Annotated in this window: 12 protein-coding genes and 2 pseudogenes; 4 read left to right on the top strand and 10 right to left on the bottom strand. The window is 70.5% G+C overall.

Going from position 1 to position 15,583, the window contains the following annotated elements; translation table 11 throughout:
- Positions 1 to 8: 8 nt before the first annotated feature.
- The 3 genes from AC3IYJ_RS27560 to ureA are packed head-to-tail and all read right to left on the bottom strand — an operon-like array spanning position 9 to position 3,516.
- Positions 9 to 1,046: an agmatine deiminase family protein gene (locus AC3IYJ_RS27560; RefSeq protein WP_489397405.1), complete on the bottom strand. Its 1,038-nt coding sequence runs from the start codon at positions 1,044 to 1,046 to the stop codon at positions 9 to 11.
- Between the two features lie 26 nt (positions 1,047 to 1,072).
- Positions 1,073 to 2,806, bottom strand: coding sequence for an urease subunit alpha (locus AC3IYJ_RS27555; protein ID WP_489397404.1), 1,734 nt, complete (start codon positions 2,804 to 2,806; stop codon positions 1,073 to 1,075).
- Positions 2,803 to 3,516, bottom strand: coding sequence for an urease subunit gamma (gene ureA / locus AC3IYJ_RS27550; RefSeq protein WP_489397403.1), 714 nt, complete (start codon positions 3,514 to 3,516; stop codon positions 2,803 to 2,805). The genes AC3IYJ_RS27555 and ureA overlap by 4 nt, the downstream gene beginning before the upstream one ends.
- Positions 3,517 to 3,672: 156 nt before the next feature.
- Here ureA and AC3IYJ_RS27545 point away from each other — a divergent pair, with 156 nt between their 5' ends.
- Positions 3,673 to 5,103, top strand: a complete 1,431-nt coding sequence (locus AC3IYJ_RS27545; protein ID WP_489397402.1) for a cytosine permease — start codon at positions 3,673 to 3,675, stop codon at positions 5,101 to 5,103.
- A gap of 105 nt (positions 5,104 to 5,208) precedes the next feature.
- On the opposite strand, the gene AC3IYJ_RS27540 is transcribed toward AC3IYJ_RS27545, so the two are convergent.
- The 4 genes and pseudogenes from AC3IYJ_RS27540 to AC3IYJ_RS27525 form a co-directional block, all read right to left on the bottom strand.
- Positions 5,209 to 6,309, bottom strand: a complete 1,101-nt coding sequence (locus AC3IYJ_RS27540) for a branched-chain amino acid aminotransferase (protein ID WP_489397401.1) — start codon at positions 6,307 to 6,309, stop codon at positions 5,209 to 5,211.
- A 231-nt stretch (positions 6,310 to 6,540) separates the two neighbouring features.
- Complete coding sequence (locus AC3IYJ_RS27535) at positions 6,541 to 7,581, bottom strand: 3-isopropylmalate dehydrogenase (RefSeq protein WP_330298747.1); 1,041 nt, start codon at positions 7,579 to 7,581, stop codon at positions 6,541 to 6,543.
- A gap of 107 nt (positions 7,582 to 7,688) precedes the next feature.
- Positions 7,689 to 7,823, bottom strand: a complete 135-nt coding sequence (locus AC3IYJ_RS27530; RefSeq protein WP_371618057.1) for a hypothetical protein — start codon at positions 7,821 to 7,823, stop codon at positions 7,689 to 7,691.
- A gap of 261 nt (positions 7,824 to 8,084) precedes the next feature.
- A pseudogene (locus tag AC3IYJ_RS27525) lies at positions 8,085 to 8,601 on the bottom strand (LysR substrate-binding domain-containing protein); the annotation flags it as partial.
- 6 nt (positions 8,602 to 8,607) lie between these two features.
- On the opposite strand from AC3IYJ_RS27525, the pseudogene AC3IYJ_RS27520 reads away from it, so the two are divergent.
- Both AC3IYJ_RS27520 and AC3IYJ_RS27515 read left to right on the top strand, forming a co-directional pair.
- Positions 8,608 to 9,165, top strand: a pseudogene (locus tag AC3IYJ_RS27520) (zinc-binding dehydrogenase); the annotation flags it as partial.
- Between the two features lie 119 nt (positions 9,166 to 9,284).
- Complete coding sequence (locus AC3IYJ_RS27515; RefSeq protein WP_489397400.1) at positions 9,285 to 11,315, top strand: phosphocholine-specific phospholipase C; 2,031 nt, start codon at positions 9,285 to 9,287, stop codon at positions 11,313 to 11,315.
- Positions 11,316 to 11,324: 9 nt separating this feature from the next.
- Here the strand turns inward: AC3IYJ_RS27515 and AC3IYJ_RS27510 are convergent, their stop codons facing one another.
- Positions 11,325 to 11,900, bottom strand: coding sequence for a GNAT family N-acetyltransferase (locus AC3IYJ_RS27510; protein WP_489397399.1), 576 nt, complete (start codon positions 11,898 to 11,900; stop codon positions 11,325 to 11,327).
- Between the two features lie 129 nt (positions 11,901 to 12,029).
- On the opposite strand from AC3IYJ_RS27510, the gene AC3IYJ_RS27505 reads away from it, so the two are divergent.
- On the top strand, positions 12,030 to 12,731 hold the full coding sequence (locus AC3IYJ_RS27505; RefSeq protein WP_489397398.1) for a nitroreductase family protein: 702 nt from the start codon (positions 12,030 to 12,032) through the stop codon (positions 12,729 to 12,731).
- Positions 12,732 to 12,827: 96 nt separating this feature from the next.
- On the opposite strand, the gene pruA is transcribed toward AC3IYJ_RS27505, so the two are convergent.
- Both pruA and AC3IYJ_RS27495 read right to left on the bottom strand, forming a co-directional pair.
- Positions 12,828 to 14,459, bottom strand: coding sequence for an L-glutamate gamma-semialdehyde dehydrogenase (pruA, locus tag AC3IYJ_RS27500; RefSeq protein WP_489397397.1), 1,632 nt, complete (start codon positions 14,457 to 14,459; stop codon positions 12,828 to 12,830).
- 59 nt (positions 14,460 to 14,518) lie between these two features.
- Complete coding sequence (locus tag AC3IYJ_RS27495; protein ID WP_489397396.1) at positions 14,519 to 15,445, bottom strand: proline dehydrogenase family protein; 927 nt, start codon at positions 15,443 to 15,445, stop codon at positions 14,519 to 14,521.
- Between the last annotated feature and the right edge of the window lie 138 nt (positions 15,446 to 15,583).

The raw sequence follows: 15,583 nt of genomic DNA, 5'->3' as shown, positions 1-15,583 counted from the left end.
GGGACGGGTCAGACCTTCGGCTGCTGCTGGGTGATGCAGTGGATACCGCCACCCCCGGCGAAAATCGTACGTGCGTCGACGAGCGTCACGGTCCGCTCGGGGAAGAGACGGCGGAAGATCTCGGCCGCTTCCTCGTCCCGCGGGTCGTCGAAGGCGCACAGGACCACGCCGCCGTTGCAGAGGTAGTGGTTGATGTAGGAGTAGTCGACCCACTCCCCGTCCTCCTCCAGCACGGTCGGCGCCGGGATCTCCACGACCTCCAGCTGCCGGCCCTGGGCGTCGGTGGACGCGCGCAGGATGGCGGCGATGGTCTTGCCGCGCTCGTGGTCCGGGTGGGCCGGGTCGGGCTGGGAGTGGACCATGACCACGCCGGGGCGGGCGAAGGCCGCGACGATGTCCACGTGGCCCTGGGTGCCGTAGGTGCCGTAGTCGCCCGCCAGGCCGTACGGGAGCCAGATCGCCTTGGTGGTGCCCAGGTGGGCGTGGATCTCGGCCTCGACCTGCTCGCGGGTCCAGTCGGCGTTGCGGCCCTTGCCCAGCTGCACGGTGTCGGTGAGCAGGACGGTGCCCTCGCCGTCCACGTGGATGGCGCCGCCCTCGTTGATCAGGGTGGTGCTGTACGTACGGGTCCCGACGATGTCCGACACGTGCCGGGCGATCTTCGAGTCGTTGTCCCAGCGGGCCCACTCCTGGGCGCCCCAGCCGTTGAAGGTCCAGTCGACGGCGGCGAGCTCGCCGGCGTCGTTGGTGACGAAGGTGGGGCCGATGTCGCGCATCCAGGCGTCGTCCAGATCGCGCTCGACCAGCTCCACATCGCCCCCGACGATCGCGCGGGCGCTCTCGGCGTCACCGGGGGACACCACGAGGGTCACCGGCTCGTAGGCGCGCACGGCGCGGGCGACGGCTCCCCAGGCCTGGCGGGCCTCGGCCAGCTCGGTCTCGTTGGTGAAGGTCGGGTTCGGGCTGGGCCAGGCCATCCAGGTGCGCTCGTGGGGCGTCCACTCGGCGGGCATCCGGAAACCGTTGTTCGCGGGCTTTGCAGTCATGGCAGGTCCTTAAAAACGGTACTGGTCTAAAGGAAGTACAGGCGGTTGAGGGAGACCGAGTCGGCCGCTTCGGAGCGCAGCGGTTCCCCGTCGAGGGAGACGAGGCCACTGCGCGCGTCCACATCGACCGCGCCCACCCGGGAGTTGAGGAGGAGGTCCCCCGGGCCGATGCCGCGGGTGCCGCGGACGGCCACGCGGCGGCGGCGGGTCGGCATCTCGTCGCTGCCCAGGGCCGCTGCGGCGGCCGAGACGAAAGCGACGGAGATGTCGGCGGCGGTGGCCCCGTACGAGCCGAACTGCGGTCCGAGGACCAGCGGTTCGCAGGTGTCGGTGGCGGCGTTGGGGTCGCCGGTGACCCCGTAGGCCGGGAAGCCGGACTTGAGGACCAGCTGCGGCTTGGCTCCGAAGAACTGCGGGCGCCACAGCACGATGTCGGCGAGCTTGCCGACCTCGATGGAGCCGATCTCGTGGGCCAGGCCGTGTGCGATGGCCGGGTTGATGGTCAGCTTGGCCATGTAGCGCAGCACGCGGGCGTTGTCGTCGCCCTCGCCGTCGCCGGCCAGCGGGCCCAGCTCGCCCTTCATCTTGGCGGCCATGGCGAAGGTGCGCCGGATGGTCTCGCCCGCGCGGCCCATGCCCTGGGCGTCGGAGGAGGTGATCCCGATGGCGCCCAGGTCGTGGAGCACGTCCTCGGCGCCCATGGTGCCGGCGCGGATCCGGTCGCGGGCCATGGCCGCGTCGCCGGGCAGGTCCGGCTTCAGGTCGTGGACCGAGACGATCATCCCGTAGTGCTCGGCGACCGCGTCCCGGCCGAAGGGCAGGGTCGGGTTGGTGGAGGAGCCGATGACGTTGGGTACGCCGGCCATCTTCAGGACGTTGGGGACGTGTCCGCCGCCGCAGCCCTCGATGTGGAAGGCGTGGATGGTCCGGCCGTCCAGGACGCGCAGGGTGTCCTCGACGGAGAGGCATTCGTTGAGGCCGTCGCTGTGCAGGGCGACCTGTACGTCGTGCTCCTCGGCAACGCGCAGGGCGGTGTCCAGGGCGCGGGTGTGCGCGCCCATGTCCTCGTGGACCTTGAAGCCGCTGGCGCCGCCCTCGGCCAGGGCCTCGATCAGCGGGGCCGGGTCCGAGGAGGAGCCGCGGGCGAGGAAGCCGATGTTGACGGGCCAGGCGTCGAAGGCGTTGAAGGCGTGCTTGAGCGCCCACGGGGAGTTGACGCCCACGCCCCAGACCGGTCCGAACTCCTGGCCGATGATCGTGGTGACGCCCGCGGCGAGCGAGGCCTCCATGATGCGCGGGGAGAGCAGGTGCACGTGGGTGTCGACGGCGCCGGCGGTGGCGATCATGCCCTCGCCGGAGACGATCGACGTACCCGTGCCGACGACCACGTCCACCCCGTCGAGGGTGTCGGGGTTGCCGGCCCGGCCGATCGCGTGGATGCGGCCCTCGCGGATGCCGATGGAGACCTTGCGGATGCCGAGGACGGCGTCGATGACCAGGACGTTGCTGATCACGACGTCGCAGGTGTCGCGGACGGCGGCGGCCTTGAGGTGCAGGCCGTCGCGGGCGGTCTTGCCGAAGCCGGCCAGGAACTCGTCGCCGGGCTTCTGGGAGTCGGACTCCACGCGCACGGTCAGCCCGGAGTCGCCGAGCCGGACGCGGTCCCCGGCCCGGGGGCCGAATACGGAGGCGTACTCGTGCGGGTCGATGTGCCGGCTGCCGGGGGCGCAGTGGTCGCTGTGCCTGGTCTGCTTGCTCACGTCTGGTCTCCGTCCGTGACGTCGGTGGTCCCGGTTCCGAGGTAGCCGCAGGCGGCCGCACGGCGCAGGGCCTCCGCCTTCGCGCCGGGCGCGTCCAGCGGGCCGTCCACCAGTCCGGCGAAGCCGATGGCGATGCGTTCGCCGCCGATCGGGACCAGGCCGACCTCGGCCTCGCCGCCGGGGTCGAAGCGGACCGAGGAGCCCGCGGGCACGCACAGCCGCATGCCGTAGGCCGCGGCGCGGTCGAAGTCGAGGCGGGGGTTGGCTTCGAAGAAGTGGAAGTGCGAGGTGACGCTGACCGGCACGGAGGCGGTGTTGCGCACGTGCAGGTGGACCGTGGGCTCCGGCTGGGGGGCGCCGGGGCCCGGCACGACCGCGCCGGGGGCGTTCTCGCCCAGGCCGAGGGCGCCGCGGATCGGCGAGGAGACCACGGCGAGGCGGGATCCGTCGTCGAAGACGGCCTCCACGTGCACCTCGGTGACCACGTCGCTGACGCCGGGCAGGACGTCGTCGGGGCCCAGCACGGAGCGGGCCTCCTCGATGGCCTCCGCCAGCCGCTTGCCGTCGCGGGCGGCCTCGCAGACGGTGTCCGCGATGAGCGCGGTCGCCTCCGGGACGTTGAGCTTGAGTCCGCGGGCCCGTCGGGCCCTGGCCAGTTCCGCAGCGCTGCGGAGCAGCAGCCGGTCGCGCTCCGTAGGGGTCAGCCGCACGCCGATCCACCACCTTTTGAGTCGATGGGTTAGAGCATCACTCTAACTCTTCATTTCTCCGCAATGAAGCATTGACCTGGGACCAGGGCTTAGGTCACATTGAGTGTCGCTCAAACAATGCATCGCCACCCCCCGCCCTGCCAAGGGAGTCCCCCCATGCCCATCGAACAGCGCGGAGTCGACACCATCCCGGAAGAGGAGCGAACGAGCGGTCCCCGTGACCTGATGTCGATCCTCCTCGGCTCCAATCTCTGCCTCGGTGTGATCGTCTTCGGCTGGCTGCCCCCGTCCTTCGGACTGGGTCTGTGGCCCTCGCTCACCGCAATCGTGACCGGCACCGTCGTCGGAATCGCCGTCACCGCGCCGCTGGCGCTGGTATCGCTGCGCACGGCGACCAACCTCTCCACCTCCAGCGGAGCCCAGTTCGGCGTACGCGGCCGACTCGTCGGCTCCGTGGTCGGTCTGCTGCTCTCGCTCGGCTACACCGCCCTGACCCTGTGGATCGGCGGCGACGTCATGGTCGGCGCCCTGTCCCGGCTCACCGGGCTGCCGGACACCGGCGTCTCCCGGGCCGTGATGTACGGCGTACTCGCCGCGTGTACCGTCGTCGGAGCCGTCTTCGGCTACCGGCTGCTGCTGCGCATGAGCAAGGTGCTGTCCATCGGCATGGTGATCCTGCTGGCCGTCGGCATCTACGCCTACGCCCCGGACTTCACCACCACCGCGCCCGTGGACGCCTACCTGCTGGGCTCCTTCTGGCCGACCTGGCTGCTGGCCGCCGTCGCCGCCGGGCTCAGCGGGCCCGTCGCCTTCATCACCCTGCTCGGCGACTACACCCGCTACATCTCGCCCGCGAAGCACAGCCCCCGCAAGGTGCTCTGGGCCACCGGCTTCGGCCTGCTGATCGGCCTGCTGATCCCGCAGCTCTTCGGCACCTTCACCGCACTGGCCGCCCGCGCCGGAGCCGAGGACTACGCCGGTCCGCTGGTGGCCGCCTCGCCGCTCTGGTACCTGGTCCCGCTGCTCGTCGCCGCCGCGGCCGGCTCGGTGGGCAACGCCGGGCTGATGCTGTACTCCATGGGCCTCGACCTCGACGCGATCGTCCCCAAGGCCACCCGCACCAAGGCCACCGTGATCGCCGCCGCCGTCGCCACCGCCTTCGTGTTCGTCGGCTCCTTCGAGTGGAACGTCCAGTCCGCGATGACCTCCTTCGTGCTGGTGCTGACCGCGATCGGCACCCCGTGGGCCGTGATCACCCTCATCGGCTTCGTCCGCTGCCGCGGGAAGTACGACGCCGACGCCCTCCAGGTCTTCAACCGCCGCTCGGTGGGCGGGATCTACTGGTACCGCAACGGCTGGAACGTGAAGGCCACCCTCTCCTGGGTCATCGGCGCGGGCGTCGGCCTGCTCGCCGTGACCACCCCGTTCTACGAGGGCCCGCTGCTGGCCCTGACCGGCGGAGTGGACTGCTCCTTCATCCTCTCCGGCCTGGCCGGCGGCCTGGTCTACACGGCCCTGACCGCCCGCGAGCAGGCCCCCGTCACCACCGGGGCCCCCACCGCCGCGGAGGAGCCGGTGGCCGCGTAGCAGCCGGCCACCCCACGGGATCCCTGGCAGGGCTCCCCGAACGCACGAAGGCCCGTACCCCCTCGATCAAGGGGTACGGGCCTTCGTGCGTGCGGGGGGCGGCTGCTAGCCGAGCGGGTGCATCCAGCCGTGGGTGTCGGCGGCGTGGCCGGTCTGGAGGTCCAGGAGCGCCTTGCGGAGCTTCATGGTGACCTCGCCGGGCTCGCCGTTGCCCTGGGTCCAGTTGGCGCGCTCGGACTTGACCGAGCCGACCGGGGTGATGACGGCGGCGGTGCCGCAGGCGAAGACCTCGGTCAGGGTGCCGTTCTCGTTGTCGCGCTTCCAGTCCTCGGTGGTGATCCGGCCCTCTTCGGCGGTGTAGCCGAGGTCGCGGGCGATCGTGAGGAGGGAGTCGCGGGTGATGCCCGGAAGGAGCGAGCCGGTGAGCTCGGGGGTGACGATGCGCCGGGTCCCGTCCTCGTCCGCGTAGACGAAGTACAGGTTCATCCCGCCCATCTCCTCGATCCAGCGGTGCTCGACGGCGTCGAGCCAGACCACCTGGTCGCAGCCGTGCGCGGCGGCCTGGGCCTGCGCGACGAGGGAGGCAGCGTAGTTGCCGCCGGTCTTGGCCGCACCCGTGCCGCCCTTGGCCGCGCGGACGTACTCCTCGGAGAGCCAGACGGAGACCGGCTTGACCCCGCCGGGGAAGTACGCGCCGGCGGGCGAGGCGATGACGATGAAGAGGAACTCGTTGGCCGGGCGCACGCCCAGGCCGACCTCGCTGGCGAACATGAAGGGCCGCAGGTACAGCGAGGCCTCGCCGGAGTCCGGCACCCAGTCGCGGTCCTGCTGGATGAGCGCGTCGCAGGCGGCGATGAACAGGTCGGCCGGCAGCTCCGGCATCGCCATGCGGCGGGCGGAGGACTGGAAGCGCTCGGCGTTCGCCCGCGGCCGGAAGGTGGCGACGGTGCCGTCGGGCTGCTTGTACGCCTTGAGGCCCTCGAAGATGGTCTGCGCGTAGTGCAGGGTCATGTTCGCCGGGTCCATCGACAGCGGCGCGTACGGGACCAGCTCGGCATCGTGCCAGCCGCGGCCCTCGGTCCACTTGACCGTGACCATGTGGTCGGTGAAGTGGCGGCCGAATCCGGGGTTCGCCAGGATCGCTTCGCGCTCCGCGGCGGACAGGGGGGTCGAGGAGGGCTTCAGCTCGATCGTGGGCGTCGTCATGAGTGCTTGTCCTTCACCGGTTGTGTATGGCGGACCGCGCTCACGGCGTACTAGGACGTCCGAGCTTCCCCGTAGTCCGCGGCCTCGCGTTCGATTATCGCGCGGGAGGAGGCTTCGGTGAAACGGGGCGATTGCGGCCCAGGGGAGATGGTGGCACCCGGGGCCGCACAGGAAAAGCCGCCGGGTGCGGTGGTCGCGTCCCGGCGGCTTCCTCGAGGTGGGGCTACCGGGTCAGCCGGCTACTCGCGCGGCGAGGGCGTCGCCGATCGCGTCGGTGGAGCGGAAGGTGCCGTCGCGCTCGGCGAGGTCGGCGGAGACCGCGTCCTCGATGCGGACGGCCTGGGCCTCGTAGCCCAGGTGGCGCAGGAGGAGTGCGACCGAGAGGATCGTCGCGGTCGGGTCCGCCTTGCCGGTGCCGGCGATGTCCGGGGCCGAGCCGTGGACGGGCTCGAACATGGACGGGAAGGCGCCGGTCGGGTTGATGTTCCCGGAGGCGGCCAGGCCGATTCCGCCGGTCACGGCCGCGGCCAGGTCGGTGAGAATGTCACCGAAGAGGTTGTCCGTGACGATGACGTCGAAGCGCTCGGGCTGCGTGACGAAGAAGATCGTCGCGGCGTCGACGTGCAGGTAGTCGGTGGTGACCTCGGGGTACTCCTGGCCGACCTTGTCGAAGATGTTCTTCCACATGTGGCCCGCGTACACGAGGACGTTGTTCTTGTGGACCAGCGTCAGCTTCTTGCGCGGCCGGTCGTTGGCCCGCTCGTAGGCGTCACGGACCACGCGCTCGACACCGTAGGCCGTGTTGATGCTGACCTCGGTGGCCACCTCGGCCGGGGTGCCGGTGCGCAGGCTGCCGCCGTTGCCGGTGTACGGGCCTTCGGTGCCCTCGCGGACCACGACGAAGTCGATCTCCGGACGGCCGGCGAGCGGGGTGGCCGTGTTGGGGAAGAGCTTCGACGGGCGCAGGTTGATGAAGTGGTCGAAGGCGAAGCGGAGCTTCAGCAGCAGACCGCGCTCGAGGACCCCGGACGGGACCGAGGGGTCGCCGATGGCGCCCAGCAGGATCGCGTCGTGGTGCTTGAGGGCTTCGAGCTCCGCTTCCGGGAGGGTCTCACCGGTGCGGTGCCAGCGCTGGGCGCCGAGGTCGTATTCCTTGGTCTCCAGCTTCACATCCTGGGGCAGGACCGCGGTAAGGACCTTGAGGCCCTGAGCCACGACTTCCTGGCCGATGCCATCACCGGGGATCACTGCGAGATTGATGCTGGTCGACATGGTGGAACCGTACTCCTTGTCCCATCCCTCAGACATATCGAGTCCACTATGTGGACTCGATATGTCCGGGACGGGGCCTGTGGGCCGACGGTCGGCCGACGGGTCGCTCAGTGGCCGGTCGAGCCGCCGTTGTCGCGGCGGTCCAGCGCCCGCTGGAGGGCGGCGGCGGCGTTCTTGCGGTCCGCGTCGGCGGCGGCGGAGCGACGGACGCGACGGGCGGCGGTGGTGGGGGTGTGGGTCATGGTGATCGACTCCTTGAGATCACAACGTGGCGGGGCCACGGATGAGGGATTCCTTCAAGGCGCCGGATGAGGCGGGGAGCGGTGCGCGACAGGGGTTGCCTGTCACAGGGCGCACGCTCTCGACCGCCATTCGCCCGATCGGCGAGACGTTCGGCTTCTACAAAGCTAGGGCAGCTCCCGCTGTATGTCCCCGCAATTACTCGGACTTCCTAGTATCTGAGACGGCGAACCGCCCGGAAGGCCGCTTCCGGGACCTCGATTTCAGCCGTTCCCGGCACGGAATTCGCTGATCAGAGCCCTTACAGCGAGGGTTGAGGCGGATTCCGGCGTGGTGACGTATCCCACCTGCCTCACCGGCCCCCGCGGACCCAAACCGGTGATGTCGACGGCCTCGGTCGCCTCCCGGAGGGACAGCTCCGGCATGATCGCCATACCGAGCCCCCGGCCGACCATGGTCAGCACCATCGCGTCGTCCTCCGCCTTGACGGTCGCCCGCGGGATCCGGTCCTGCGCCCGCCACCAGGCCCGCGTCCAGGAGCCGCAGGTCTCGTCCCAGTCCATCAGGCCGTGCGCCGCGCCCAGGGTGGCGATTGCCGAGGTCCGCGCGGCCCGCGGCGACCTCCCCGGCCGCGCCTGCGCCGCTCTCGCGGACCACCCGGACCTCCGGGCGGATGCCCGGGTGGCGGGCGGTGAGCCGCTCCAGGACGGGCGGCAGCAGGTGCAGGGCCGCGCTGCGGAACGCGGCGATCCGCAGCACGCCCTCCAGCGCTCCCGCGCCGCCCGGTCCGCCGGCGGGGTCGGAACGGCCACCGGCCGCATCGCCCGGCTCCTCGGCGCCCGCCGGATCATCGGCAGCGCGGGCTCGGCGGCGAGGGTCCACCACCTCACCGGGACCCTCGGCTTCGACGCTGCCTTCGACTACCACGACGGGCCGGTCGGCGAGCAGCTCGCGCAGGTGGCCGCTGCCACCGGGGGCGGTATCGACGTCTACGCGGACAACGTGGGCGGGGACCATCTGGAGGGCGCGATCGACGTGCTGCGCGAGTTCGGCCGGATCGCGCGGGTCGGCGGGATCTCGATGTACAACGGCGACCGCTCCCCCGCCGCGCCCCGCAACCTCTTCGAGGTCGCACACGAGTCGTTGCGCCTGGAAGGGGTATTGGTTCGCAATCACACCAATCTCCAGGACGGGCTGGAAGACCTCCTCGTCCCACTCCTGCGCAGTGGCCGGATCGGCACCGACATCGCCGTTGTACAGGGATTCGATCACACGGTGGACGCCTTCCTGGGCATGTTCCGCGGGGACAATCTGGGCAAGATGCTCGTACGGATCGAAGGCTGATTCCAGCCACCCGGATGTTCACCGAGTTCTTACCGCACGGATGTAGACCTTTGGCGCGGCTACCGTCACTCTTGCCGTCAATGTGCCAGCGGGGCACTTGAGTTGGAGGCGAGTAGCCAGTGACACCGATCAGCCGCAGAGGATTCGTGGGAATCGGCGCCGGGCTGATGGCGGGGGCCGCCCTGCCCGCGATCGCGCCGACGTCGGCGGCCGCTGCCGCCGCGTCCGGCACGATCACCGATGTGAAGCACGTGGTGATCCTGATGCAGGAGAACCGCAGCTTCGACCACTACTTCGGCAAGCTGAAGGGTGTCCGCGGCTTCAGTGACCGCGCCGCCGGCAACATCCCGGGCGGCTGGGGCACGTTCAACCAGCCCAACTGGGGCGGCCGCCAGTACCCGTGGAAGCTCAGCTCCACCCCCGCGGTGGGCGGCGTCGACGGCGAGACCCTCGCCCAGTGCAACGGCGACCTCCCGCACAGCTGGACCTCGCAGCACGCGGCCTGGAACAAGGGCCGCATGGACAACTTCGTCACCGGTGTCGGCAACACCCGCACCCTGGGCTACCTCGACCGCGGGGACATACCGTTCCACTACGGCCTCGCCGACAACTACACCATCTGCGACGCCTACTTCTGCTCCACCCTGAGCGCGACCGGCCCCAACCGCACCTTCCTGTGGAGCGGCAAGGTCGACTCCGGCAGCAAGGACGGCGGCGACGAGTCCGGGCTGACCTGGGAGACGTACGCCGAGGCCCTCCAGCGTGCCGGGATGAGCTGGAAGGTCTACCAGAACGCCCAGGACAACTACGGGGACAACGGGCTCGCCTACTTCAAGAAGTTCACGGACGCCGCGCCCGGCAACCCCCTGTGGGACCGCGGCATGGGCTCCGTCCCCAAGGTCACCGGCTCCACCCCCGACGACATCGCCGCCGCCATCCGCGCGGACGTGGTCGCCGGCACCCTTCCCCAGGTCTCCTGGGTCGTGGCGAACGAGGCCTTCTCCGAGCACCCGTACGCCCCGCCCGGCGACGGCGCGCACTTCGTGGACCTGGTCTACCGCGCCCTGTCGGCGAACCCCGAGGTCTTCGACTCCACCGTCCTGTTCCTCAACTACGACGAGAACGACGGCTTCTTCGACCACGTCCCGCCGCCGATCGCCCCGCCCGGCACGGCCGGCGAGTACATCGACGGCGTCCCGATCGGGCTCGGCTTCCGCGTCCCGATGATCGTGATGTCCCCGTGGACCCGCGGCGGCTGGGTGAGCTCCGAGGTCTTCGACCACACCTCCGTGCTGCGCTTCATGGAGAGCTGGACGGCGGCCCTGGGCACCCCGGCCACCTGTCCCAACATCAGCGCGTGGCGCCGCAAGGTCACGGGCGACCTGACGGGCGTCTTCGACTTCGCGCACCCGGTCTACGGGGTCCCCGCGGGTCTCCCGTCCACGGCCAAGGTCATCGGCCAGGCGACCTGCGGCCCGCTCTCCAACCCGGCGCCGCAGGACAACGCGCAGCCGGTGCAGGAGGCCGGGACGCGGCCGGCGCGCGCCCTTCCGTACCAGGTGAACGGAAACCTGGACCGCTTCGAGTTCGGGGCGGCCGGCAAGATCCTGGCCTGGTTCTCCATGACGAACGCCGGCGCGGAGGCCAAGCAGGCGGCGCACTTCTCGATCCACCCGCACCAGTACCGCGACACGGCCGCCTGGCAGTACACGGTGGACGTCGGCGCCACGTCCACGGACTACTTCAACATCGGCACCGGCAGCGGCTCCGGCAAGTACGACATCTCGATGTACGGGCCGAACCGCTTCCTGCGGCGCTTCATCGGCGACGCGTCCAAGGCGGGCAAGTCGATCGAGGTCGCGGCCCGCTTCGCGGTGGAGCCGGGCACGGGCAAGACGGCCGTCTACTTCAAGATGACCAACAGCTCGGCCTCGCCGGTCACCTTCACCATCCGCTCGAACGCCTACCGCACGGACGGCCCGTGGACGTACACCGTCCCGGCGAACTCCTTCCGGGAGGACTACTTCAACGCCGTCGCCTACAGCAACGGCTGGTACGACTTCACGATCCTGGCCGACTCCGACGGCACCTGGTCGCGCCGCTACACCGGCCACATCGAGTCGGGCGCGCCGAGCATCTCGGGGTCCTAGCCACCACGGCTACAGGACGTCCCCTTCGCGCCAGTCGAACCGCAGGGGACCGGCGGCGGGGTCCGGCCGGACCCCGCCGCCGGGCGGCGTCCACACGTACGTGGACCCCTCCTCGTCGGCGAGCCGCTCGGGCCCCCCGGGCCCGAGCACCCCGATCTCCCCGCCCCACACCTGCCAGCCCCGCCCGGCGTACAACCGGGCCCCGGCGGCGGAGGCACTGAGCGCCCCGAGCACGTAGGCCCGCGCGACGACCCCCTCGATCGCCTCCATCACCACCCCGCCGAGCCCGCACCGCCGCCGGTCGGCCCGCACGGCCACGGCCTCGACGTACCCGGTGCGCAGCGCCCGCCCGTCGTGCAGCACCCGCCGCTGCACGACGCTCCCGTGCGCGACGAGCTCCCCGCCCTCGTACACCAGCGCGTGCATCCCGCCGAGCGCGTGCTCGAAGTCCTCGTCCCCGAACTCCCCCGCGAAGGCCCCGTCGAGCAACTCCCGCACCCGCCCCACCTCCCCCTCGCCGAGCTGTGCGGTGTGCCGCAGGAGCACGGCCCCCGTCCCTACGTCCTGTGCGTCCCGGTCACCCATGCCGCGACCGTACCAATCGGCCCCGGCCCGTGCCGGTGCCCGGCATGCGGACGCGGAGCGGCGCTCACCGGCCGGATTCGGCCGACGCGGGTATGGCGGTCTGGACCATTGCCTCGGCAGACTCGGCCCATGTCTCCCGATACCCAGCAGTGGACCCCGATCCACGGCCAGCCGTACCGTCCCGCCCCCTACCGGCCGGAGCGGATGGCGGGCGAGGAATCCCTCGCGCGCGCCGCCGAGTTGCGCACGCGGATGGACGAGCGCAGGACCGTACGCCACTTCTCCCCCGACCCGGTGCCCGAGCAGGTGGTGCGGGACGCCATCGCGTGCGCCGCGACCGCGCCCTCCGGGGCGCACCAGCAGCCGTGGACCTTCGTCCTGGTCAAGGACCCGGCCGTACGGGAGCAGATCCGGGCGGCCGCCGAGCAGGAGGAGCAGCTGTCCTACGACGGCCGCCTCGGCGACGAGTGGCTCGCGGCCCTGCGCCCGATCGGCACGGACGCGGTGAAGACCCATCTGACGGACGCCCCGGCCCTGATCGTGGTCTTCCAGCAGCGCTACTGGCTCGGCGAGGACGGGACGAAGCACAAGCACTACTACGTGGACGAGTCCGTCGGCATCGCGGTCGGCATGCTCCTGTCCGCGCTCCACCTCTCCGGCCTGGCCGCCCTGATCCACACCCCGAGCCCGATGCGGTTCCTGTCCCACGTCCTGAACCGCCCCGAGAACGAGAAGGCCTTCGCGGTGATCCCGGTCGGTTACCCGTCGGCCGACTGCGAGGTCCCGGACCTGGTCCGCAAGTCCCTGGACCAGGTCCTGGTGGAGGTCTAGGCCGTCTCTTGGGCGCGCGGGCGCCGCGAAATGGAAACCGCCCCCGCTCCGGACTTGGGGGTACCGGAACGGGGGCGGGGTTCAGTGGGGCGCAGGTCAGCCCATGTGCGGGTAGCCGTACTCGGTCGGCGGGACCAGCGTCTCCTTGATGGAGCGGGTCGAGGTCCAGCGCATCAGGTTCGAAGCGGCGCCGGCCTTGTCGTTGGTGCCCGAGGCACGGCCGCCGCCGAAGGGCTGCTGGCCGACGACGGCGCCGGTCGACTTGTCGTTGATGTAGAAGTTGCCCGCCGCGAAGCGGAGCTTCTCCATCGCGTCGGCGGCCGCGTAGCGGTCCTGCGCGATGACGGCGCCGGTCAGCGCGTACGCCGACACCGACTCCATCTGCGCCAGCATCGCGTCGAACTCGGCGTCCTCGTAGACGTGGATCGCCAGGATCGGGCCGAAGTACTCGGTCGTGAAGACCTCGTTCTCCGGGTCCGTGCACGCGATGACGGTCGGGCGGACGAAGTAGCCCTCCGAGTCGTCGTAGGTGCCACCGGCGATGATCTCGCAGGTCGGGTCGGCGATCGCCCGGTCGATGGCGGCCTTGTTCTTCGCGAAGGAGCGCTCGTCGATGACCGCGCCGATGAAGTTGGTCAGGTCGCGGACGTCACCCATGGTGATGCCGTCGACCTCGGCCGCGAAGGCCTCCTTGAAGCCGTCGTTCCAGATCGAGGCCGGGACGTAGGCGCGCGAGGACGCCGAGCACTTCTGGCCCTGGAACTCGAAGGAGCCGCGGGTCAGCGCGGTCTTGAGGATCGCGCGGTCCGCGGACGGGTGCGCGACGACGAAGTCCTTGCCGCCGGTCTCGCCGACCAGGCGCGGGTAGGACTTGTACTTCTCGATGTTGGTGCCGACCGTCTTCCACAGGTACTGGAAGGTCTTGGTGGAACCGGTGAAGTGGATGCCCGCGAGCTCCGGGTGGGTCAGCGCCACGTCGGAGACGGCGATGCCGTCGCCCGTCACCAGGTTGATGACACCCTTCGGCAGGCCGGCCTCCTCCAGCAGCTCCATGAGGAGGACCGCGGAGTGGGTCTGCGTCGGGGAGGGCTTCCACACGACCACGTTGCCCATCAGGGCGGGGGCGGTCGGCAGGTTGCCGGCGATGGCCGTGAAGTTGAACGGCGTGATCGCATAGACGAAGCCCTCGAGCGGGCGGTGGTCGCTGCGGTTCCACACGCCGGCGGAGTTCGCGACCGGCTGCTCGGCCAGGATCTGGCGGGCGAAGTGGACGTTGAAGCGCCAGAAGTCGACGAGCTCGCACGGGGTGTCGATCTCGGCCTGCTGCGCGGTCTTCGACTGGCCCAGCATGGTGGACGCGGCCAGCTTCTCGCGCCACGGACCGGACAGCAGCTCGGCGGCGCGCAGGATGATCGCGGCGCGGTCGTCGAAGGACATCGAGCGCCAGGCCGGGGCGGCGGCCAGGGCGGCGTCGACGGCTTCCTGGGCGTCGGCCTGCGTGGCGTTCGCGTAGGTGCCGATGACCGACTTGTGGTCGTGCGGCTGCACGACGTCGAAGCGCTCGCCGCCGCCCATCCGCTTGACGCCGTTGATGGTCATCGGGAGGTCGATCGGGTTCTCGGACAGCTGCTTGAGCTGCGTTTCGAGGCGCGCGCGCTCCGGGGTGCCGGGGGCGTACGAGTGGACCGGCTCGTTGACCGGCGCGGGGACCTGGGTCACAGCATCCATGGGGCGGGAACTCCTTGAGCTGAGGGGGGAGGAGGAGGGACCTTGAGCTGGTGGGGTGCCTAGTTCTTGGTGATCATCGAGCGGAGGAAGAAGAGCAGGTTGGCCGGCTTCTCGGCGAGGCGCCGCATGAAGTAGCCGTACCAGTCCGTCCCGTACGCCGTGTAGACGCGCATCCGGTGGCCCTCGGCGGCCAGCCGCAGGTGCTCCTCGCTGCGGATGCCGTACAGCATCTGGAACTCGTATTCGTCGAGCTTGCGTCCCGCCTGCCGGGCGAGCTCCTGGCCGATGGCGATCAGGCGCGGGTCGTGGGACCCGATCATCGGGTAGCCCTCGCCCTCCATCAGGATCTTCATGATGCGGACGTACGCCTTGTCGATCTCGGCCTTGTCCAGGTACGCGACCTCGGCGGGCTCCTTGTAGGCGCCCTTGACGATCCGTACGCGGCTGCCCGCGGCGGCCAGGCGCCGGGCGTCGGCCTCGGTGCGGAAGAGGTACGCCTGGATCACGCAGCCGGTCTGCGGGAACTCGCGGCGCAGCTCCTCGTGGATGGCGAACATCGAGTCGAGGGTGGTGTGGTCCTCGGCGTCCAGGGTCACGGTGGTGCCGATGGCGGCGGCGGCCTCGACGACCGGGCGGACGTTGGCGAGGGCGAGCTCGTGGCCGCCCTCCAGCGCTTGGCCGAACATCGACAGCTTCACGGACATCTCGACGGTCTCGCCGAGGCCCAGGTGGGCGAGCTGCTCGATGAGCTGGAGGTAGGCGTCGCGGGCGGCGTGCGACTGCTCCACGGTGGTGATGTCCTCGCCGACGACGTCGAGGGTCACCTCCAGTCCCTTGCCCGTGAGGTCCTCGACGATCGGGATGACCTGATCGACCGTCTCACCGGGGATGAACCGGTTCACCACGGGCTTGGTCACCGGGGCGGCAGAGACGATTCGGCGCATCTTGTCGCTGCGTGAGGCGGCGAGGATCGCGGGACCCAGCACGGGTACCTCCAACGGGTGGCGGGCAGAAGCCGACAAAAGGCCGATGCCGGGACGACGGCGGCCATCAGGAAAACGCAAGTAAAACCACCGTGAAACCTAGGGATCTCCACGATCCTCTGCCATCGACAGCTGTCACGC

This window comes from Streptomyces sp. GL_140, assembly GCF_057834465.1.
The sequence above is the reverse complement of the archived record's forward strand: the minus strand, read 5'-3'. Positions and strand labels throughout refer to the sequence as shown.